The organism is Streptomyces sp. NBC_00178 (assembly GCF_036206005.1).
Classification (GTDB): Bacteria; Actinomycetota; Actinomycetes; order Streptomycetales; family Streptomycetaceae; genus Streptomyces.
Genome location: NZ_CP108143.1, coordinates 4,405,763 through 4,422,515, shown reverse-complemented (window position 1 = coordinate 4,422,515; position 16,753 = coordinate 4,405,763). Strand labels below are relative to the sequence as shown.

At 66.6% G+C, this 16,753-nt stretch carries 28 protein-coding genes and 1 pseudogene; 3 read left to right on the top strand and 26 right to left on the bottom strand.

The genetic code is table 11. The annotated features are described in order from the left end of the window. Positions 1 to 87: 87 nt before the first annotated feature. The 24 genes from map to rpsJ all read right to left on the bottom strand — a co-directional run bounded on the left by map (position 88) and on the right by rpsJ (position 12,921). Positions 88 to 924: a type I methionyl aminopeptidase gene (map, locus tag OHT61_RS19445; RefSeq protein ID WP_329040044.1), complete on the bottom strand. Its 837-nt coding sequence runs from the start codon at positions 922 to 924 to the stop codon at positions 88 to 90. 125 nt (positions 925 to 1,049) lie between these two features. Then, the gene (locus tag OHT61_RS19440) at positions 1,050 to 1,706 is read right to left on the bottom strand and encodes an adenylate kinase (protein WP_329040043.1); all 657 of its coding nucleotides are present in this window, start codon (positions 1,704 to 1,706) and stop codon (positions 1,050 to 1,052) included. Next, complete coding sequence (secY, locus tag OHT61_RS19435) at positions 1,706 to 3,025, bottom strand: preprotein translocase subunit SecY (protein ID WP_329040042.1); 1,320 nt, start codon at positions 3,023 to 3,025, stop codon at positions 1,706 to 1,708. The genes OHT61_RS19440 and secY overlap by 1 nt, the downstream gene beginning before the upstream one ends. Before the next feature lie 222 nt (positions 3,026 to 3,247). Continuing rightward, complete coding sequence (gene rplO, locus OHT61_RS19430) at positions 3,248 to 3,703, bottom strand: 50S ribosomal protein L15 (protein WP_014047794.1); 456 nt, start codon at positions 3,701 to 3,703, stop codon at positions 3,248 to 3,250. A 1-nt stretch (position 3,704) separates the two neighbouring features. Next, entirely contained in the window at positions 3,705 to 3,887 is a 183-nt protein-coding gene (gene rpmD / locus OHT61_RS19425) for a 50S ribosomal protein L30 (RefSeq protein ID WP_018550611.1), read from the bottom strand. Beyond that, entirely contained in the window at positions 3,887 to 4,489 is a 603-nt protein-coding gene (rpsE, locus tag OHT61_RS19420) for a 30S ribosomal protein S5 (protein WP_014047793.1), read from the bottom strand. The genes rpmD and rpsE overlap by 1 nt, the downstream gene beginning before the upstream one ends. Before the next feature lie 47 nt (positions 4,490 to 4,536). Then, positions 4,537 to 4,920, bottom strand: a complete 384-nt coding sequence (rplR, locus tag OHT61_RS19415; RefSeq protein WP_069171153.1) for a 50S ribosomal protein L18 — start codon at positions 4,918 to 4,920, stop codon at positions 4,537 to 4,539. 3 nt (positions 4,921 to 4,923) lie between these two features. Then, the gene (gene rplF / locus OHT61_RS19410; protein WP_147959075.1) at positions 4,924 to 5,463 is read right to left on the bottom strand and encodes a 50S ribosomal protein L6; all 540 of its coding nucleotides are present in this window, start codon (positions 5,461 to 5,463) and stop codon (positions 4,924 to 4,926) included. A gap of 21 nt (positions 5,464 to 5,484) precedes the next feature. Continuing rightward, positions 5,485 to 5,883 carry a 30S ribosomal protein S8 gene (gene rpsH, locus OHT61_RS19405; RefSeq protein ID WP_028439249.1) on the bottom strand — a complete coding sequence of 133 codons (399 nt, stop codon included), beginning with the start codon at positions 5,881 to 5,883 and terminating at the stop codon, positions 5,485 to 5,487. A gap of 223 nt (positions 5,884 to 6,106) precedes the next feature. Next, positions 6,107 to 6,292: a type Z 30S ribosomal protein S14 gene (locus OHT61_RS19400; protein WP_003948630.1), complete on the bottom strand. Its 186-nt coding sequence runs from the start codon at positions 6,290 to 6,292 to the stop codon at positions 6,107 to 6,109. Positions 6,293 to 6,294: 2 nt separating this feature from the next. Next, on the bottom strand, positions 6,295 to 6,852 hold the full coding sequence (gene rplE / locus OHT61_RS19395; protein ID WP_329040041.1) for a 50S ribosomal protein L5: 558 nt from the start codon (positions 6,850 to 6,852) through the stop codon (positions 6,295 to 6,297). Next, complete coding sequence (rplX, locus tag OHT61_RS19390) at positions 6,852 to 7,175, bottom strand: 50S ribosomal protein L24 (protein WP_014047788.1); 324 nt, start codon at positions 7,173 to 7,175, stop codon at positions 6,852 to 6,854. Before rplX ends, rplE begins: the two co-directional genes overlap by 1 nt. 2 nt (positions 7,176 to 7,177) lie before the next feature. Then, on the bottom strand, positions 7,178 to 7,546 hold the full coding sequence (rplN, locus tag OHT61_RS19385; protein WP_003966950.1) for a 50S ribosomal protein L14: 369 nt from the start codon (positions 7,544 to 7,546) through the stop codon (positions 7,178 to 7,180). 100 nt (positions 7,547 to 7,646) lie between these two features. Further along, positions 7,647 to 7,931 carry a 30S ribosomal protein S17 gene (gene rpsQ / locus OHT61_RS19380; RefSeq protein ID WP_329040040.1) on the bottom strand — a complete coding sequence of 95 codons (285 nt, stop codon included), beginning with the start codon at positions 7,929 to 7,931 and terminating at the stop codon, positions 7,647 to 7,649. Then, positions 7,931 to 8,155, bottom strand: coding sequence for a 50S ribosomal protein L29 (gene rpmC / locus OHT61_RS19375; protein ID WP_033297602.1), 225 nt, complete (start codon positions 8,153 to 8,155; stop codon positions 7,931 to 7,933). The genes rpsQ and rpmC overlap by 1 nt, the downstream gene beginning before the upstream one ends. Next, positions 8,155 to 8,574 carry a 50S ribosomal protein L16 gene (gene rplP, locus OHT61_RS19370; RefSeq protein ID WP_014047785.1) on the bottom strand — a complete coding sequence of 140 codons (420 nt, stop codon included), beginning with the start codon at positions 8,572 to 8,574 and terminating at the stop codon, positions 8,155 to 8,157. Before rplP ends, rpmC begins: the two co-directional genes overlap by 1 nt. A gap of 5 nt (positions 8,575 to 8,579) precedes the next feature. Beyond that, on the bottom strand, positions 8,580 to 9,416 hold the full coding sequence (gene rpsC / locus OHT61_RS19365) for a 30S ribosomal protein S3 (protein WP_014047784.1): 837 nt from the start codon (positions 9,414 to 9,416) through the stop codon (positions 8,580 to 8,582). Beyond that, positions 9,416 to 9,763 carry a 50S ribosomal protein L22 gene (gene rplV, locus OHT61_RS19360; RefSeq protein WP_004571827.1) on the bottom strand — a complete coding sequence of 116 codons (348 nt, stop codon included), beginning with the start codon at positions 9,761 to 9,763 and terminating at the stop codon, positions 9,416 to 9,418. The genes rpsC and rplV overlap by 1 nt, the downstream gene beginning before the upstream one ends. Before the next feature lie 43 nt (positions 9,764 to 9,806). Further along, on the bottom strand, positions 9,807 to 10,088 hold the full coding sequence (gene rpsS, locus OHT61_RS19355) for a 30S ribosomal protein S19 (RefSeq protein WP_003966956.1): 282 nt from the start codon (positions 10,086 to 10,088) through the stop codon (positions 9,807 to 9,809). 12 nt (positions 10,089 to 10,100) lie between these two features. Beyond that, on the bottom strand, positions 10,101 to 10,937 hold the full coding sequence (rplB, locus tag OHT61_RS19350) for a 50S ribosomal protein L2 (protein ID WP_056796589.1): 837 nt from the start codon (positions 10,935 to 10,937) through the stop codon (positions 10,101 to 10,103). Positions 10,938 to 10,975: 38 nt separating this feature from the next. Then, a complete protein-coding gene (rplW, locus tag OHT61_RS19345) occupies positions 10,976 to 11,299 on the bottom strand; it encodes a 50S ribosomal protein L23 (RefSeq protein WP_014154589.1) in 324 nt (107 codons plus the stop codon). After that, positions 11,299 to 11,949: a 50S ribosomal protein L4 gene (gene rplD / locus OHT61_RS19340; RefSeq protein WP_329040039.1), complete on the bottom strand. Its 651-nt coding sequence runs from the start codon at positions 11,947 to 11,949 to the stop codon at positions 11,299 to 11,301. The genes rplW and rplD overlap by 1 nt, the downstream gene beginning before the upstream one ends. 4 nt (positions 11,950 to 11,953) lie before the next feature. After that, positions 11,954 to 12,598, bottom strand: a complete 645-nt coding sequence (gene rplC / locus OHT61_RS19335) for a 50S ribosomal protein L3 (RefSeq protein ID WP_014154591.1) — start codon at positions 12,596 to 12,598, stop codon at positions 11,954 to 11,956. Between the two features lie 14 nt (positions 12,599 to 12,612). Beyond that, positions 12,613 to 12,921 (bottom strand): 30S ribosomal protein S10, encoded by a 309-nt coding sequence (gene rpsJ, locus OHT61_RS19330; RefSeq protein WP_003948644.1) that lies wholly within the window; start codon positions 12,919 to 12,921, stop codon positions 12,613 to 12,615. Positions 12,922 to 13,439: 518 nt separating this feature from the next. Here rpsJ and OHT61_RS19325 point away from each other — a divergent pair. Both OHT61_RS19325 and OHT61_RS19320 read left to right on the top strand, forming a co-directional pair. Further along, on the top strand, positions 13,440 to 14,324 hold the full coding sequence (locus OHT61_RS19325) for a hypothetical protein (RefSeq protein ID WP_329040038.1): 885 nt from the start codon (positions 13,440 to 13,442) through the stop codon (positions 14,322 to 14,324). Positions 14,325 to 14,368: 44 nt separating this feature from the next. Further along, positions 14,369 to 14,833, top strand: coding sequence for a GNAT family N-acetyltransferase (locus OHT61_RS19320; protein ID WP_329040037.1), 465 nt, complete (start codon positions 14,369 to 14,371; stop codon positions 14,831 to 14,833). 25 nt (positions 14,834 to 14,858) lie between these two features. Here OHT61_RS19320 and OHT61_RS19315 read toward each other — a convergent pair whose 3' ends face one another. Next, entirely contained in the window at positions 14,859 to 15,059 is a 201-nt protein-coding gene (locus OHT61_RS19315; RefSeq protein WP_329040036.1) for a DUF397 domain-containing protein, read from the bottom strand. Beyond that, positions 15,056 to 15,940: a helix-turn-helix domain-containing protein gene (locus tag OHT61_RS19310; protein ID WP_443049479.1), complete on the bottom strand. Its 885-nt coding sequence runs from the start codon at positions 15,938 to 15,940 to the stop codon at positions 15,056 to 15,058. Before OHT61_RS19310 ends, OHT61_RS19315 begins: the two co-directional genes overlap by 4 nt. A 168-nt stretch (positions 15,941 to 16,108) precedes the next feature. Between OHT61_RS19310 and OHT61_RS19305 the strand changes: the two are divergent. Further along, positions 16,109 to 16,531 (top strand): annotated as a pseudogene (locus tag OHT61_RS19305) (ATP-binding protein); the annotation flags it as partial. Positions 16,532 to 16,753 lie beyond the last annotated feature (222 nt).

Genomic DNA, 16,753 nt, shown 5'->3' with positions numbered 1-16,753 from the left:
TCTCCCCCACGCACGCCTCGCGGGCTCGGCGCCGGGGCGCCTCACCGGCTTCGGTCCGCGGTGCCGGCCTCCGCCCGGTCGAACCGGTCAGCCCAGCGGGTCCGGCGCCGCCTCCACGCCGTACTGGGCCAGCTTCTCGCGGCCGCAGTCGGGGGCGGTCAGCACCAGCGGGCCCTGCTCGGTGAGCGCGATCGAGTGCTCCCAGTGCGAGGACCAGGTCCCGTCGGTCGTGAGGACCGTCCACTCGTCGGCGAGGACCTTCGTCTGCGGCGTCCCCAGGGACACCATGGGCTCGATGGCCAGGCACACGCCCGGGACGAGCTTGATGCCCTTGCCGCGCTTGCGCGAGACGTAGTTCAGCAGGTGCGGGTCCATGTGCATCTCGGTGCCGATGCCGTGCCCGCCGTAGTCCTCGATGATCCCGTACTTGCCGGTCGCCGGGCGGGGCTGGCGGCGGATGTAGGACTCGATGGCCTTCGAGATGTCGACGAGGCGGTTGTTCGCCTTCATCGCGGCGATCCCGGCCCACATGGACTCCTCGGTCACCCGGGAGAGCTCGACCAGCTCCGGGGCGTGACCGGTGCCCACGAAGGCGGTGTAGGCCGCGTCGCCGTGCCAGCCGTCGATGATCGCGCCGGCGTCGATCGAGATGATGTCGCCGTCCTTGAGGACGGTCTTCTCGTCCGGGATGCCGTGGACGACGACCTCGTTGACCGAGGTGCAGATCGTCGCGGGGAATCCGCCGTACCCGAGGAAGTTCGACTTGGCGCCGTGGTCCGCGATCACCTTGCGCGCGACCTCGTCGAGGTCCTTCGTGCTGGCACCCGGCACGGCCGCCTCGCGGGTGGCGGCGTGAATGGCAGCGACCACGAGGCCCGCCTCGCGCATCTTCGCGATCTGCTCGGGGGTCTTGATCTGCACCATTGCTGGGCGCCTTTCTGCCTGCGGAGGGAACGGCCGATGCCGTACTCCACGATACGGCGCAAACAGTCGGCCGCGGCGCCCGAGGGGCGTCGCGGCCGACTGCACTGGTGGAACGGGGGTGGAACTCAGCCCTCGGACTTCTCGAGGGCCTTCATCGCCCGGTCGGTCACCTCGGTGACCTTGCCGAGCGCCGAGATCGTCACGACCAGTCCCTGGGACCGGTAGTAGTCGATGATCGGCTCGGTCTGCGTGTGGTAGACCTCGAGACGCGTGCGCACGGTCTCCTCGGTGTCGTCGTCCCGCTGGTACAGCTCGCCGCCGCAGGCGTCGCAGACGCCCTCGGTCTTCGGCGGGTTGTACGTCGCGTGGAAGACGTGAGCGCTGTCGTTGCGGCAGATGCGGCGGCCGGCGATGCGCTTGACCACCTCGTCCTCGGGAACTTCGAGGTCGAGAACCGCGTCCAGCTTGACGCCCTCGTCGTGAAGCATCTCGTCCAGCGCGACGGCCTGGCCCACATTGCGCGGGAAGCCGTCCAGCAGGAAGCCGTTCTCGGCGTCCGACTGGGACATACGGTCCTTGGCCATGGCGATGGTGACTTCGTCCGGCACCAGCTGACCTGCGTCCATGAAGGCGCGGGCCTGCTTGCCAAGGTCGGTGCCCTGGCTGATGTTGGCGCGGAAGAGGTCGCCCGTGGAGATGTGCGGAATCGAAAGATTCTTGGCAAGGAACGCAGCCTGCGTTCCCTTGCCGGCACCGGGCGGCCCGACGAGGACGATTCGCATCAGCGGAGGAACCCTTCGTAATTGCGCTGCTGGAGCTGACTCTCGATCTGCTTCACGGTCTCCAGACCCACACCCACGATGATCAGGATGCTTGTCCCGCCGAACGGGAAGTTCTGGTTGGCACCGCCGAAGCCTGCCAACGCCATTGTCGGCACCAGAGCGATGAGGCCCAGGTACAGCGAGCCCGGCCAAGTGATCCGGTTGAGCACGTAGCTCAGATACTCGGCAGTAGGTCGACCTGCCCGGATACCCGGGATGAAGCCACCATACTTCTTCATGTTGTCCGCGACTTCCTCGGGGTTGAACGAGATCGCCACGTAGAAGAAGGCGAAGAACACGATCAGGAGGAAGTACGTCGCGATGTAGTACGGGTGGTCGCCCTTGACGAAGTGAGCCTGAATCCAGGTCGCCCAGCCCGAGGTGGAGTTGGAGAACTGAACGATTAGAGCAGGGATGTAGAGCAGCGAAGAAGCGAAGATGACGGGAATCACACCCGCCTGGTTCACCTTGAGCGGGATGTACGTGGACGTACCGCCGTACGAACGGCGCCCGATCATGCGCTTCGCGTACTGCACGGGAACCCGGCGCTGTGCCTGCTCGACGAAGACGACGAGCCCGACCATCACGAAGCCGATGACGATGACCGTGATGAACTCGATCCAGCCGTCGGCCAGCTTGCCGCTCTGCTTGATGGCCCACAGGGCGCCGGGGAAGCTGGCGGCGATCGAGATGAACATGAGGATCGACATGCCGTTGCCGATGCCGCGGTCGGTGATGAGCTCACCGAGCCACATGACGGCGGCGGTACCCGCGGTCATGGTGATGACCATGACGACGGTCGTGAAGATCGACTGGTTCGGGACGATCTGGTCGGCCACGGGGCAGCCGCTGAAGAGCGCGCCGCTACGGGCGGTTGCCACCAGTCCGGTGCCCTGGAGGATGGCCAGCGCGACGGTCAGATAACGCGTGTACTGCGTGATCTTGGCCGTGCCCGACTGCCCCTCCTTCTTGAGGGCCTCGAGCCGGGGGATGACGACGGTCAGCAGCTGAAGAATGATGCTGGCCGTGATGTACGGCATGATTCCGAGCGCGAAGATCGTGATCTGCAGCAGTGCACCACCGCTGAACATGTTCACCAGACCGAAGAGGCTGTTGTTGCCCTTGCTGGCCTGATCAACACAAATCTGGACGTTCTCATAGCTCACCCCCGGTACGGGAATGTGCGCCCCGAGACGGTAGAGCACGATGATGCCGAGCGTGAAGAGCAGCTTCTTGCGCAGGTCGGGCGTCTTGAACGCCCGGGCGAACGCGGTGAGCACGGTGCCTCCTGCGACCCCCCGCGCAGAGCGTAGAGGTGACGGTCTTGAGGATCGACGAATAAGAAACAGTGAGAGAACCCCGGGCGTTCGCCCAGGACTTACCACAGCAGTGGACGCCACCTTACCGGCGGACATGCCCCCCTAGGAACGACCAACCGGGGATGCCCCATATGAGAGGCATCCCCGGTCGGATGTTCAGACCACCGTCTTGTCCGTGTTGTCTCAGACGAGTTCGGTGACGGTGCCGCCGGCGGCGGCAATCTTCTCCTTGGCGGAGCCGGAGACGGCGTCAACCGAAACCTGCAGCGCCACGGAGATCTCGCCCTGTCCGAGGACCTTGACGAGGTGGTTGTTGCGCACGGCACCCTTGGCGACCAGGTCGGCCACCGTGACCTCTCCACCCTCGGGGTAGAGCGTCGCGAGCTTGTCCAGGTTCACGACCTGGTACTCCGTGCGGAACGGGTTCTTGAAGCCCTTGAGCTTCGGGAGACGCATGTGGAGGGGCATCTGGCCACCCTCGAAGCGCTCCGGAACCTGGTAACGAGCCTTCGTACCCTTGGTACCACGGCCTGCGGTCTTACCCTTGGACGCCTCACCACGACCCACACGGGTCTTGGCGGTCTTGGCGCCCGGGGCAGGCCGGAGGTTGTGGGCCTTCAGCGGGCTGTTCTCCGCCATGTCAGTCAACCTCCTCAACCGTCACGAGGTGGCGGACGGTGTGCACCATTCCGCGGAACTCGGGGCGGTCCTCCTTGACAACCACGTCGTGCAGGCGCTTGAGCCCGAGCGAACGCAGGGTGTCGCGGTGGTTCTGCTTGCTGCCGATGTACGACTTCGTCTGCGTGATCTTGAGGCGAGCCATTACGCACCCGCTCCCGCACGCGCACGAAGCAGAGCCGCGGGGGCGACGTCCTCGAGGGGCAGACCGCGGCGGGCCGCGATCTCCTCGGGACGCTGCAGGCCCTGGAGGGCCGCCACGGTCGCGTGCACGATGTTGATCGGGTTCGAAGAACCGAGCGACTTCGACAGGATGTCGTGGACGCCGGCGCACTCGAGAACCGCGCGCACCGGGCCACCGGCGATCACACCGGTACCGGGGGAAGCAGGCTTGAGCAGGACGACGCCCGCAGCCTTCTCGCCCTGGATCGGGTGAGGGATGGTGCCCTGGATACGCGGGACCTTGAAGAAGCTCTTCTTGGCCTCTTCGACGCCCTTGGCGATGGCCGCGGGAACTTCCTTGGCCTTGCCGTATCCGACACCGACGGTGCCGTCACCATCGCCCACCACGACCAGCGCGGTGAAGCTGAAGCGACGACCACCCTTCACAACCTTGGCGACGCGGTTGATCGCGACGACACGCTCGACGTACGCGGTCTTCTCGGCGGCAGCGCCACCGTCACGGCCCTTCCGGTCCCGCCGCTCGCCGCCACCGGCACCGCTTCCGCGGCGCTGGGGTCCAGCCATTGGATTTACCTCTCTCTGTTACGTCCGCTGTGCGTAGGAACCGGGGCTTAGAACTTCAGCCCGGCTTCACGGGCGGCGTCAGCCAGAGCGGCAATCCGCCCGGCGTACTGGTTACCACCGCGGTCAAACACGACGGCCTCGACGCCTGCGGCCTTGGCACGCTCGGCGACAAGTGCGCCGACCTGCTTGGCCAGGGTGCTCTTGTCACCCTCGCCGCCGCGGATGGAAGCGTCCAGGGTCGACGCCGACGCGAGCGTGTGGCCCGCGATGTCGTCGATGACCTGAGCCACCATGTGGCGGTTGGAACGCGTCACAACCAGGCGCGGCCGCTCCGGCGAACCGGAGATGTGCTTGCGCACGCGGATGTGGCGGCGCTTGAGGGCGGCACGCTTGTAGGCGTCGCCCTTGGCGATCTTTACACCGTATGCCATGGCTTACTTACCCGCCTTTCCGACCTTGCGGCGGATAACCTCGCCGGCGTACTTGACGCCCTTGGCCTTGTACGGGTCGGGCTTCCGCAGCTTGCGGATCTTCGCCGAGACCTCGCCGACCTTCTGCTTGTCGATGCCCTCGACACTGAACTTCGTGGGCGACTCGACCTTGAAGGTGATGCCCTCGGGGGCCTCGATGAGGATCGGGTGGCTGTAGCCCAGGGCGAACTCCAGGTTGGAGCCCTTCGCCTGGACGCGGTAACCGACACCGCTGATCTCGAGCGCCTTGCTGTATCCCGCGGTCACGCCGGTGATCATGTTCGCCACCAGCGTGCGGGACAGGCCGTGGAGGGCCTTGTTCTGACGCTCGTCGTTCGGGCGGACGACGTTGAGCACGCCGTCCTCACCCTTGGTGACCTCGATCGGCGCTGCGACGGTGTGCGAGAGGGAACCCTTCGGGCCCTTCACCGCGACCGTGCGGCCATCGATGGTGACGTCCACACCGGCGGGAACCTGGATGGGGAGCTTGCCGATTCGCGACATGAGCTTTTCCTCCGTTCCCGACTACCAGACGTAGGCGAGGACTTCCCCACCTACGCCCTTCTTGCTGGCCTGCTGGCCGGTCAGGAGACCGTGGGACGTGGAGATGATCGCCACGCCCAGGCCGCCCAGAACCTTCGGCAGATTGGTGGACTTTGCGTATACACGCAGACCCGGCTTCGAAATGCGCTTGATGCCGGCGATCGAACGCTCGCGGTTGGGCCCGAACTTCAGCTCGAGGACGAGGTTCTTGCCGACCTCGGCGTCCTCGACCTTCCAGCCGGTGATGAAGCCCTCCTGCTGGAGGATCTCCGCGATGTGCGACTTGATCTTGCTGTGCGGCATGGCGACATCGTCGTGATACGCCGAGTTCGCGTTACGCAGACGCGTGAGCATGTCTGCGATGGGATCAGTCATGGTCATGAGTTGGCCTTCGGCCTCTCTCGCCGGGGTTTCCTGTATGCGCCATCCCTCTCCCCACTCTGTGGCGGGACGGGTGCGGTGCGGGGACCTACGGCGTAGTAAGTCGGTCAGGGCGGCAGGCGCCCAACCCTTCAAGCCTACGGCATGAAAAGCGGGGCTCCTGCCGACCAGATACTTACCGAGAGCTTTCTGGTCCTCCCAAGCCCCTAGGGGCGAAGGAGAGTTACCAGGAGCTCTTGGTCACGCCCGGCAGCTCGCCACGGTGAGCCATCTCACGAAGGCACACGCGGCACAGGCCGAACTTGCGGTAAACGGAGTGGGGCCGGCCGCAGCGCTGGCAGCGGGTGTACCCGCGCACGCCGAACTTCGGCTTACGGGCGGCCTTAGCGATCAGAGCCTTCTTCGCCACGGTCAGTTCTCCTTGAACGGGAAGCCGAGGTGACGAAGCAGGGCACGACCCTCGTCGTCGTTGGCAGCCGTGGTGACCACGGTGATGTCCATGCCCCGGACCCGGTCGATCTTGTCCTGGTCGATCTCGTGGAACATGACCTGCTCCGTGAGACCGAAGGTGTAGTTGCCACGGCCGTCGAACTGCTTCGGCGACAGGCCGCGGAAGTCACGGATACGCGGAAGCGCGAGCGACAGCGTACGGTCCAGGAACTCCCACATGCGGTCACCGCGGAGGGTGACGTGGCAGCCGATCGGCTGCCCCTCGCGCAGCTTGAACTGCGCGATCGACTTGCGGGCCTTCGTGACGGCGGGCTTCTGGCCGGTGATCGTGGTGAGGTCCCTGACGGCACCGTCGATCAGCTTGGAGTCGCGGGCGGCGTCGCCCACACCCATGTTGACCACGATCTTGACCAGACCGGGGATCTGCATGACGTTCTCGTACGAGAACTCCTCACGCAGCTTGCCGGCGATTTCCTCGCGGTAGCGCGTCTTGAGACGCGGCGCAGTGGTGGTCGTCATCAGATGTCCTCACCGGTCCGCTTGGCAACGCGGATCTTCTTGCCCTCGTCGTCAAAGCGGTAGCCGACGCGGGTGACGACCTTGTTGCCGTCCTTCTCCACGACCAGCTGAACATTGCTGACGTGAATCGGGGCCTCGGTGGTGACAATGCCACCGGTCTGCGAGCCGCGAGCCGTCTGACCGGCCTTGGTGTGCTTCTTGACCCGGTTGACACCCTCGACGAGGACACGGTCCTGGGCGGGGAAGGCAACGATGACCTTGCCCTGCTTGCCCTTGTCCTTACCGGTGATGACCTGAACCAGGTCGCCCTTCTTGATCTTCATGCTTACAGCACCTCCGGCGCGAGCGAGATGATCTTCATGAACTTCTTCTCGCGCAGCTCTCGGCCCACCGGGCCGAAGATACGGGTGCCGCGGGGGTCGCCGTCGTTCTTGAGAATGACAGCGGCGTTCTCGTCGAAGCGGATGTACGAGCCATCCTGGCGACGGCGCTCCTTGACGGTGCGAACGATGACGGCCTTGACGACGTCACCCTTCTTCACGTTGCCACCGGGGATCGCGTCCTTGACGGTGGCGACGATGACGTCACCGATACCCGCGTAGCGGCGACCCGAGCCACCGAGAACACGGATGGTGAGAATTTCCTTCGCACCCGTGTTGTCGGCGACGCGCAGTCGCGACTCCTGCTGGATCACGTCTATCTCCTGATCGTCTGCCGGTTCCCGGCGGGGGCCGCGGTGAAGCGGCCCCCGCCGAGCCTGGCGGAACTGTCCTGAGGGGAGACCCCCTCAGGGATTACTTGGCCTTCTCGAGGATCTCGACGATGCGCCAGCGCTTCGTGGCGGACAGCGGACGCGTCTCCATGAGGAGGACACGGTCGCCGACGCCCGCAGCGTTCTGCTCGTCGTGGGCCTTGAGCTTGTTGGTACGGCGGATGACCTTGCCGTACAGCGCGTGCTTGACGCGGTCCTCGACAGCGACGACGACGGTCTTGTCCATCTTGTCGCTGACGACCAGACCCTCACGGGTCTTGCGGAAACCGCGCTCGGTGTTGGTCTCAGTCACAGTCTTCTCGCTCATCAGACGCTCTCCACCGTCTCGATGCCCAGCTCGCGCTCGCGCATCAGGGTGTAGATCCGGGCGATGTCCTTACGGACGGACTTGAGCCGACCGTGGTTCTCGAGCTGTCCGGTCGCCGCCTGGAAGCGGAGGTTGAACAGCTCTTCCTTGGCCTCGCGGAGCTTGTTGAGGAGCTCCTCGCCGCCCAGCTCGCGCAGCTCGGACGCCTTGGTACCGGCCGACATCACGACTCACCTGCCTCGCGCCGAACGATCCGGCACTTCATCGGAAGCTTGTGAGCAGCGCGGGTGAGCGCCTCACGAGCAATCTTCTCGTTCGGGTAGGACAGCTCGAACATCACCCGACCGGGCTTGACGTTCGCGATCCACCACTCGGGAGAACCCTTACCGGAACCCATGCGGGTCTCGGCAGGCTTCTTCGTGAGGGGGCGGTCCGGGTAGATGTTGATCCAGACCTTGCCGCCACGCTTGATGTGGCGGGTCATCGCGATACGAGCTGCCTCGATCTGGCGGTTCGTCACGTACGCCGGGGTCAGCGCCTGGATGCCGTACTCGCCGAACGCAACCTGCGTGCCACCCTTGGACATACCGCTGCGCTTCGGGTGGTGCTGCTTGCGGTGCTTGACCCTACGGGGGATCAGCATTTCGGTCAGGCCTCCGTTCCGGTGCTCTCAGCCGGAGCAGCGGCGGCGGGAGCGTCGGCCTTGGGGGCCTCGGCTGCCGGCGCGGACTGCTGCGGCTTGCGGCCGCGGCCGCCACGCTCGCCACCACGGCCACCGCGGCCGGCCGGGCGGTCAGCGCCGCCACGAGCCGGACGGTTGCCGGCGCGGGCCGCGGCGTTCTCGGCGCGAACCTCGGCGATGTTCTTGACGTCGCCCTTGTAGATCCAGACCTTCACGCCGATGCGGCCGAAGGTCGTCTTGGCCTCGAAGAAGCCGTAGTCGACGTTCGCACGGAGCGTGTGCAGGGGCACACGGCCCTCGCGGTAGAACTCCGAGCGGGACATCTCGGCGCCGCCGAGGCGGCCACCGCACTGGATCTTGATGCCCTTGGCGCCGGCCTTCATCGTGCTCTGCATGCTCTTGCGCATGGCACGACGGAAGGAGACGCGGGAGGAGAGCTGCTCGGCGACGGCCTGGGCCACCAGCTGAGCGTCCACCTCGGGGTTCTTGACCTCGAGGATGTTCAGCTGGACCTGCTTGCCGGTCAGCTTCTCCAGCTCGCCACGGATGCGGTCGGCCTCGGCGCCACGGCGGCCGATGACGATGCCCGGGCGGGCGGTGTGGATGTCAACGCGGACGCGGTCACGGGTGCGCTCGATCTCCACCTTGGAGATGCCGGCCCGCTCCATGCCCTTCGTCATCATGCGACGAATGGCGACGTCTTCCTTGACGTAGTCCTTGTACAGCTTGTCGGCGTACCAACGGGACTTGAAGTCCGTGGTAATGCCGAGTCGGAACCCATGCGGGTTAACCTTCTGGCCCATTACCGGGTTCCTTCCTTGCTGCTGACGACCACGGTGATGTGGCTGGTCCGCTTACGGATCCGGTAGGCACGGCCCTGAGCACGCGGACGGAACCGCTTCAGGGTCGGGCCCTCGTCCACGTACGCCTCGCTGATGACCAGCGAAGAGGCGTCGGTGTGGTCGTAGTTGTGTGCAGCGTTGGCGATGGCGCTGTCCAGCACCTTGCCAACCGGCACGCTCGCGGCCTGCGGGGCGAAACGCAGGACCGCCTGAGCCTCCGTGGCATCCATGCCACGGATGAGGTCCACCACGCGGCGGGCCTTCATGGGCGTGACGCGGATGTACCGCGCCTGGGCCCTGGCTTCCATGGTTGTCCCTTCGGTGTAAGTCATAGTCGTTTCCACCCCGCGGTTAGCGGCGCTTCGACTTCCGGTCGTCCTTGACGTGGCCGCGGAAGGTGCGAGTCGGCGAGAACTCGCCGAGCTTGTGGCCGACCATCGACTCGGTGACGAACACCGGGACGTGGATCTTGCCGTTGTGCACCGCGATGGTGTGACCCAGCATGGCCGGGACGATCATCGAGCGACGGGACCAGGTCTTGATGACGTTCTTGGTGCCTGCCTCGTTCTGTACGTCCACCTTCTTGATGAGGTGGCCGTCGACGAAGGGCCCCTTCTTGAGACTGCGCGGCATCTAAACCCGCTCCTAGCGCTTCTTGTTCGTCTTGCGGCGGCGGACGATGTACTTGCTCGATGCCTTCTTCGGCGAGCGAGTACGACCCTCCTTCTGACCCCACGGCGAGACCGGGTGACGTCCACCGGAGGTCTTGCCTTCACCACCACCGTGCGGGTGGTCAACCGGGTTCATCGCGACACCGCGGACGGTCGGGCGAACGCCCTTCCAGCGCATACGGCCGGCCTTGCCCCAGTTGATGTTCGACTGCTCGGCGTTGCCGACCTCACCGATGGTGGCGCGGCAGCGGGCGTCGACCAGCCGGATCTCTCCGGAAGGCATACGAAGGTGGGCCATGGTGCCCTCCTTCGCCAGCAGCTGCACCGAAGCACCTGCGGAACGGGCGAACTTCGCACCGCCGCCGGGCCGGAGCTCGATGGCGTGGATGGTCGTACCGACCGGGATGTTGCGCAGCGCCAGGTTGTTGCCCGGCTTGATGTCTGCGGTCGGACCGTTCTCGACGCGGTCACCCTGCGACAGACCACGGGGGGCGACGATGTAACGCTTCTCGCCGTCCGCGTAGTGCAGCAGCGCGATGCGCGCGGTGCGGTTCGGGTCGTACTCGATGTGCGCGACCTTGGCCGGCACGCCGTCCTTGTCGTGACGACGGAAGTCGATCACGCGGTAGGCGCGCTTGTGGCCACCGCCCTGGTGGCGAACGGTCACACGACCGGCGTTGTTACGGCCGCCCTTGCTGTGCAGGGGGCGGACCAGCGACTTCTCCGGCGTGGACCGCGTGATCTCGACAAAGTCGGCGACGCTGGAGCCACGACGGCCCGGGGTCGTCGGCTTGTACTTGCGGATACCCATTTCTCAGTCCTCGTCCGATTCCGGACGACTCGACCTCACTAGGAGGTCGGGCCGCCGAAGATGTCGATACGGTCGCCCTCGGCGAGGGTCACGATGGCGCGCTTGGTGTCAGCGCGCTTGCCGAAGCCGGTCTTGGTCCGCTTGCGCTTGCCCTGCCGGTTGATCGTGTTGACCCCGGTGACCTTGACCGAGAAGACCGCTTCCACGGCCTGCTTGATCTGGGTCTTGTTGGAGCCGGGCGCGACGATGAAGGTGTACTTGTTCTCGTCGAGCAGCGCGTAGCTCTTCTCGGACACGACGGGCTTGACGAGAACGTCACGCGGGTCCGAGTAGGTCTTGCTGGTAACGGTCGCCTCACTCATCAGGCGGCGCTCCCTTCGGTCTCAGCGGTCTGGGGGCCAGACACGAAGGACTCGAAAGCGGCCTGGGTGAAGACCACGTCGTCAGAGACGATCACGTCGTACGTGTTCAGCTGGCCCGGCTCCAGGATGTGCACCTGGGGCAGGTTGCGAGCGGACAGCCACGCGGCCTCGTCGGCACGCTCGACGACCAGGAGCAGGTTGCTGCGCTCCGAGATCTTGCCGAACAGCGTCTTGGCGGCCTTGGTGGAGATCCCACCCTCGACCACGCCGGTGACGACGTGGATGCGGGAGTGACGCGCCCGGTCCGAGAGGGCACCGCGGAGGGCGGCGGCCTTCATCTTCTTCGGGGTGCGCTGCGAGTAGTCACGCGGCTGCGGGCCGTGGACGACGCCACCGCCGGCGAACTGCGGCGCGCGGGTCGAACCCTGGCGGGCGCGGCCGGTGCCCTTCTGGCGGTACGGCTTGCGGCCACCACCACGGACTTCGCCGCGACGCTTGGTCTTGTGCGTGCCCTGACGGGCAGCTGCCAGCTGTGCGACAACGACCTGGTGGATCAGCGGAACGCTGGTCTTCGCGTCGAAGATCTCCGCGGGGAGCTCGACGGTACCGGCCTTGTCGCCTGCCGGCGAAAGGATGTCAATGGTGCTCATTACCTCAAGCCCCCTTGGCCGCGGTACGGACCAGGACGAGGCCGCCGTTCGGACCGGGGACTGCGCCCTTGATGAGGAGCAGACCCTTCTCCGCGTCAACCGCGTGGATGGTCAGGTTCTGGGTGGTGACGCGCTCGTTACCCATGCGACCGGCCATGCGCATGCCCTTGAAGACACGCCCAGGGGTGGCGCAGCCACCGATCGAACCGGGGGAACGGTGCTTGCGCTGGACGCCGTGACCGGCGCCGAGGCCCTTGAAGTTGTGACGCTTCATGACACCGGCGAAGCCCTTGCCCTTGCTCTTGCCCGTGACGTCGACCTTGACGCCGGACTCGAACACCTCGGCAGTGACCTCCTGGCCCAGCGTGTACTCGCTGGCGTCAGGGGTGCGGAGCTCCACCAGGTGGCGGCGCGGGGTGACGTCGGCCTTGGCGAAGTGGCCCTTGAGGGGCTTGTTCACCTTGCGCGGGTCGATCTCGCCGAAGGCGATCTGGACCGACTCGTAGCCGTCGCTGTCGTTCGTGCGGACCTGCGTCACGACGCACGGACCGGCCTTGACGACGGTCACCGGGACAACCCGGTTGTTCTCGTCCCAGACCTGGGTCATGCCGAGCTTCTCGCCCAGGACGCCCTTGATGTTCTTGCTCATCTCGGCCCGTCCCCTCAGAGCTTGATCTCGATGTCGACGCCGGCCGGCAGGTCGAGACGCATCAGCGAGTCAACCGTCTTCGGCGTGGGGTCGAGGATGTCGATGAGGCGCTTGTGCGTGCGCATCTCGAAGTGCTCGCGAGAGTCCTTGTACTTGTGCGGCGACTTGATGACGCAGTACACGTTCTTCTCAGTGGGCAGCGGCACCGGGCCTGCGACCGACGCACCAGTGCGGGTCACCGTCTCGACGATCTTCTTCGCCGAGGAGTCGATGACCTCGTGGTCGTAGGCCTTGAGCCGGATGCGGATCTTCTGTCCCGCCATGGCTACTAGTAGTCCTGTCTCTCATAACGCTCTGGGACCCGGCGGTTCTCGTAACCTCGCCTCCGACCCACGCGGTCGGGCGTGTCGCATCCCCTCTACGTAGATCTCCCGAAGGATTTCCCAACCAAGGGGGTGCGGGCCGAAACCGCGCTGCCGGGGGCGAAACCCCACCGGGCGCCTGGCCGGTGCCCCACTGGCACTTCCCGAAAGATTCCCGTACGTCCGACCCTGGGGGTCGACGAGTACTGTGGGACTCGCTTCCGGTCCTCCCGGCGGGAGGCGTGCAGCATTGACACTCAACCGAGCAACCTGGCTAGTGTGCCATACGGCCCGTGGGCCTGGCCAATCGGGTCCGGGATCTTACCCCCTGCGAGGGACCGGTCAAACGCGGACACCCATCGGTGCGCCGCAGAGCCGCTGTTCGGAACGCCCGGCCGGCCGTTCGAGGGATCACCTCTTCCGGCAACTGTCTCCTCCTTCGGCAGGGCGAGAGGCGCGGCGGGCCATAGCTTCCGATCATGGTCAACTCATCGCACGAGGCGATGAACCGGATCTTCCAGGAAGATCCGGGCATCTTCACCAGGACGTTCAGAGCCCTGGGCATCCCCTTTCCCGACACCGTCGACGTTTCGGTCCTCACGACGGACCTCACCGAGACCCAGCCTCTGGAACGCCGTCTCGACACCCTGCTGCGGGTGGAGACCGCCGATGGCAGACCGTACCTGCTGGCCGTCGAGTCCCAGGGGAAGAAGGACCCGTCCAAGCCGAGCAGCTGGACCTACTATCTCGCCCACCTCAACGCCAAGTACGGCATCGCTCCCGTGCTGCTCGTCGTCTGCCAGGACGAGGCCACGGCCCTGTGGGCGGCGCGGCCCATCCGCATCGGCCCGCCGGAATGGGCCTCGCTCACAGTCCGGCCGCTGGTGCTGGGTCCGCACAATGTGCCCGCCGTGACCGATCCCTCGGTGGCCGCTCGCGATGTCCCCCTCGCCACGTTCTCGGCGATTACACATGGTAAGGACCCGAATGCGCCTGCCATACTCGAAGCGCTGGCCACCGCGTTGAAGACCCTCGACGAAGAGACAGCGGTCATCTTCGGCGAGCTCACCGAACTCGGGCTGGGCACGTCCCCAGCCGCTCAGATCTGGAGGGACCTCATGGCCGTGGACCTGTCTTTCTTCCGCTCGGAATCCTCACAGCGCCTGCGCGCCGAGGGCAGGGCCGAAGGCAAGGCCGAAGGCAAGGCGGAGGCCGTGGTGCAGGTGCTGGAGCAGCGCGGGATCACCGTGAGCGGTGAGATCAGCGCCCGCATCAGGGAATGCACCGATCCCGGGGCGCTCGACCGCTATCTGACCCTGGCCCTCAGCGCGTCCTCGGCGACGGACCTGTTCCAGCAGAACTGAGACACCTACGCACCGACGCGGGCCCGGCTGCTTGAATCCGGGCCATGTCGACGAGCACCGTCCGGAGCTGGGGCCTGCGCCCCGCCGCATCCGAGGACCTGGAAGTCATGGCCGAGCTGAGGGCCGTCGTGATGCGCCCCGACCTGGAGCGTCTGGGGCGTTACGACGAGCACCGCGTGCGGCAGCGCCTGCGGGACTCCTACCTGCCCGAGCACACGTCCGTGGTCGTGGCAGAGGGGGAGGGGACACTCTCGGGCTGCGTCACTCTGCGCCCTTCCGAGGACGGCTGGTGGCTGGAGAACTTCTACCTCGCCCCGGAACTCCAGGGCAGGGGCATAGGCACCTCTGTCCTCACCGGGCTCCTGGCCCGCGCCGACGCCGAGGGCGTGGCGGTCCGGCTGCAGGTCCTCCAGGGCAGCGCTGCCCGTGGCCTGTACGAGCGCCACGGGTTCACCCTGGAGCGCGAGGACCCCGTCGACGTGTACATGGTCCGCCGCCCCCGGGCGTGAGGCCGCAGGCCGGAACCTCGGCGGGTCAGCGAGCGGCGTACGCCACGAACCGGCTCCATGCCTGTGCGCCCACGCCGATCTCCGGGCCAGGCACGTCCTTGGAGTCGCGCACGCGGACGGCTTCGGAGGACCGGGCCACCTCGACACAGTCGTTGTTGTCGCTGCCGCTGTAGCTGCTCTTGAACCACTCCGGCGCGGAGGCCTTTCCGGAGGACCTGAGGCTCATGTCTCACCCAGCGCTTTCTCGACGAAGGCCAGCGACTCCCGGGGACTGAGAGCCTGCGCCCGGATGATTCCATACCTGAGTTCGAGAAGGTGGGCCTCTTTCGGCTCGGACACCAAGCGGGTTGTCAGCTGGGCCTCGGAGTACCCGACCCCTGTTCCGTCCTTGAGCCTCAGCAGTTGGAGCTGCCCGCCCATCCCCGCGTGGTCCTCCCGGTCCGTCGGCATTACCTGGAACTCCACGTGCCTCAACTGCGCTACCTCCAACAGGCGTTCGAGCTGTCGGCGCAGCACCGCCCGCCCGCCGAGCGGGCGCCGCAGCGTGACCTCCTCCTGCACGAAGGTGAGCGTCACCAGGGGCGTACGCGTGAAGATCTCCTGGCGGGCCAGCCGGGCGGAGACGAAGCGGTCCAGGTCGTCCGGCGAGAGGGCCGGCCGTCTCATCTCGAACAGCGCTCGCGCGTACTCCTCCGTCTGGAGAAGGCCGTGCACGTTGTGGTTGCCGTAGGCGCCGAGCTCCACCGCCTCCCGCTCGATCCGGGCCAGGTCCCGCACCTTCTTGGGATAGCGGGCCTCGGCGACGTCGCCCCGCATCGCCGCGATCTTCCCTTCGGCGCCCAGGATCCTGTCCGCGCCGTCGAGGAACTCCGGCTTCGGTGCCCGTCTGCCCCGCTCGACGCAGGACACCATCTCCTCGCTGTAGCCGATGGCGGCGCCCAGCTCCGACTGCCGCAGACCGGCCGCCTCCCGCCACAGCTTGATCTGCCGGCCGACGGCCTTCATCACGGCTCCGGAGTCGTCCTCCAGTCCTCCGTCCCAACGCGAACCGCCCACGCCGTCCCCCGCTTCGCCGACGCCTGCCGGTGCCCCGCTGTCCCCGCTCATTTTCCCGTCCGCCTCCGTCGTGCCCCTGCGCCTCCGTGCCCAACGACGACCGCCGCCACCACGGCTCGGCGTACAGGCCGGACAGCGCACGGCCGCAGCCGGACAAGGGCTCTCCGCACGGGCGCCATCCCTTTCGAGAGTAGCCATGAAACGAACACGCTGAGTGACATGAGTCGAGAAATCACCCGAACCGTGCGTTCCGCTCCCGTCCATGCCTTCTCGGTGCTCCTCTCCCCCACTCGGCGGGGAGCCAGGCTCGCGCGCCTGCTGGCCGTGGCCCACCTGGGTGCCTGGGGCCTTCCCGTGGAGTCGGCCGCGCAGATCGTGGCGGAGCTGGCGTCCAACGCCGTGCGGCATGGTCGCGTGCCGGGCCGGGACTTCCGGCTGGACGTGTCCGCCCGGTGCGGCGGGTGGCTGCGGATCGAGGTCACCGACGCCCGTGGCGAGGCTCTGCCGCGGACCGGGGCCCCTGCCCGCGAGGCCGGGTCGGGGCGGGGTCTGCTGATCGTGGAGGCGCTGGCCGATCGCTGGGGCGTGACGTGCGGGCCGGTGCCGCGCAAGACGGTCTGGGCCGAACTGGACCTCGCTCCGCACCGCTCGCACCGGGTCGCGGCCGACCACGACCCGGTTGACCGCGACCTCGTGGACCGCGAGGCGGTGGGCCACGTCCCGGCGGCGCACGACGCTAAAAGCTTTTGAGGACTCGGGAAACAACCCTCCCCAACCCAACCCGACCCGACCCTGCTCCGGCCTGGTCACCCGCGCGGGTGACATATGGCAACTGGGCTGGATTTGCCATGGGTTGGCTGTCAT

Coding starts and splice junctions, on each gene's coding strand:
- rplW (WP_014154589.1), bottom strand. CDS start 11,299: ATGAGTGAGGCGACCGTTACCAGCAAGACCTACTCGGACCCGCGTGAC.
- rpsH (WP_028439249.1), bottom strand. CDS start 5,883: ATGACCATGACTGATCCCATCGCAGACATGCTCACGCGTCTGCGTAAC.
- rplC (WP_014154591.1), bottom strand. CDS start 12,598: ATGAGCAAGAACATCAAGGGCGTCCTGGGCGAGAAGCTCGGCATGACC.
- rpmC (WP_033297602.1), bottom strand. CDS start 8,155: ATGTCGGCCGGTACCAAGGCGTCCGAGCTGCGCGAGCTGGGCGGCGAG.
- OHT61_RS19310 (WP_443049479.1), bottom strand. CDS start 15,940: ATGAGCGGGGACAGCGGGGCACCGGCAGGCGTCGGCGAAGCGGGGGAC.
- rplO (WP_014047794.1), bottom strand. CDS start 3,703: ATGGCGGAGAACAGCCCGCTGAAGGCCCACAACCTCCGGCCTGCCCCG.
- rplD (WP_329040039.1), bottom strand. CDS start 11,949: ATGAGCACCATTGACATCCTTTCGCCGGCAGGCGACAAGGCCGGTACC.
- map (WP_329040044.1), bottom strand. CDS start 924: ATGGTGCAGATCAAGACCCCCGAGCAGATCGCGAAGATGCGCGAGGCG.
- OHT61_RS19440 (WP_329040043.1), bottom strand. CDS start 1,706: ATGCGAATCGTCCTCGTCGGGCCGCCCGGTGCCGGCAAGGGAACGCAG.
- rplE (WP_329040041.1), bottom strand. CDS start 6,852: ATGACGACCACCACTGCGCCGCGTCTCAAGACGCGCTACCGCGAGGAA.
- rpsE (WP_014047793.1), bottom strand. CDS start 4,489: ATGGCTGGACCCCAGCGCCGCGGAAGCGGTGCCGGTGGCGGCGAGCGG.
- rpsC (WP_014047784.1), bottom strand. CDS start 9,416: ATGGGCCAGAAGGTTAACCCGCATGGGTTCCGACTCGGCATTACCACG.
- OHT61_RS19315 (WP_329040036.1), bottom strand. CDS start 15,059: ATGAGCCTCAGGTCCTCCGGAAAGGCCTCCGCGCCGGAGTGGTTCAAG.
- rplV (WP_004571827.1), bottom strand. CDS start 9,763: ATGGAAGCCAGGGCCCAGGCGCGGTACATCCGCGTCACGCCCATGAAG.
- rpsQ (WP_329040040.1), bottom strand. CDS start 7,931: ATGAGCGAGAAGACTGTGACTGAGACCAACACCGAGCGCGGTTTCCGC.
- rpsJ (WP_003948644.1), bottom strand. CDS start 12,921: ATGGCGGGACAGAAGATCCGCATCCGGCTCAAGGCCTACGACCACGAG.
- rplR (WP_069171153.1), bottom strand. CDS start 4,920: ATGGCATACGGTGTAAAGATCGCCAAGGGCGACGCCTACAAGCGTGCC.
- rpsS (WP_003966956.1), bottom strand. CDS start 10,088: ATGCCGCGCAGTCTCAAGAAGGGGCCCTTCGTCGACGGCCACCTCATC.
- rplB (WP_056796589.1), bottom strand. CDS start 10,937: ATGGGTATCCGCAAGTACAAGCCGACGACCCCGGGCCGTCGTGGCTCC.
- OHT61_RS19325 (WP_329040038.1), top strand. CDS start 13,440: ATGGTCAACTCATCGCACGAGGCGATGAACCGGATCTTCCAGGAAGAT.
- rpmD (WP_018550611.1), bottom strand. CDS start 3,887: ATGGCTCGCCTCAAGATCACGCAGACGAAGTCGTACATCGGCAGCAAG.
- rplF (WP_147959075.1), bottom strand. CDS start 5,463: ATGTCGCGAATCGGCAAGCTCCCCATCCAGGTTCCCGCCGGTGTGGAC.
- OHT61_RS19320 (WP_329040037.1), top strand. CDS start 14,369: ATGTCGACGAGCACCGTCCGGAGCTGGGGCCTGCGCCCCGCCGCATCC.
- rplP (WP_014047785.1), bottom strand. CDS start 8,574: ATGCTGATCCCCCGTAGGGTCAAGCACCGCAAGCAGCACCACCCGAAG.
- rplX (WP_014047788.1), bottom strand. CDS start 7,175: ATGAAGATCAAGAAGGGCGACCTGGTTCAGGTCATCACCGGTAAGGAC.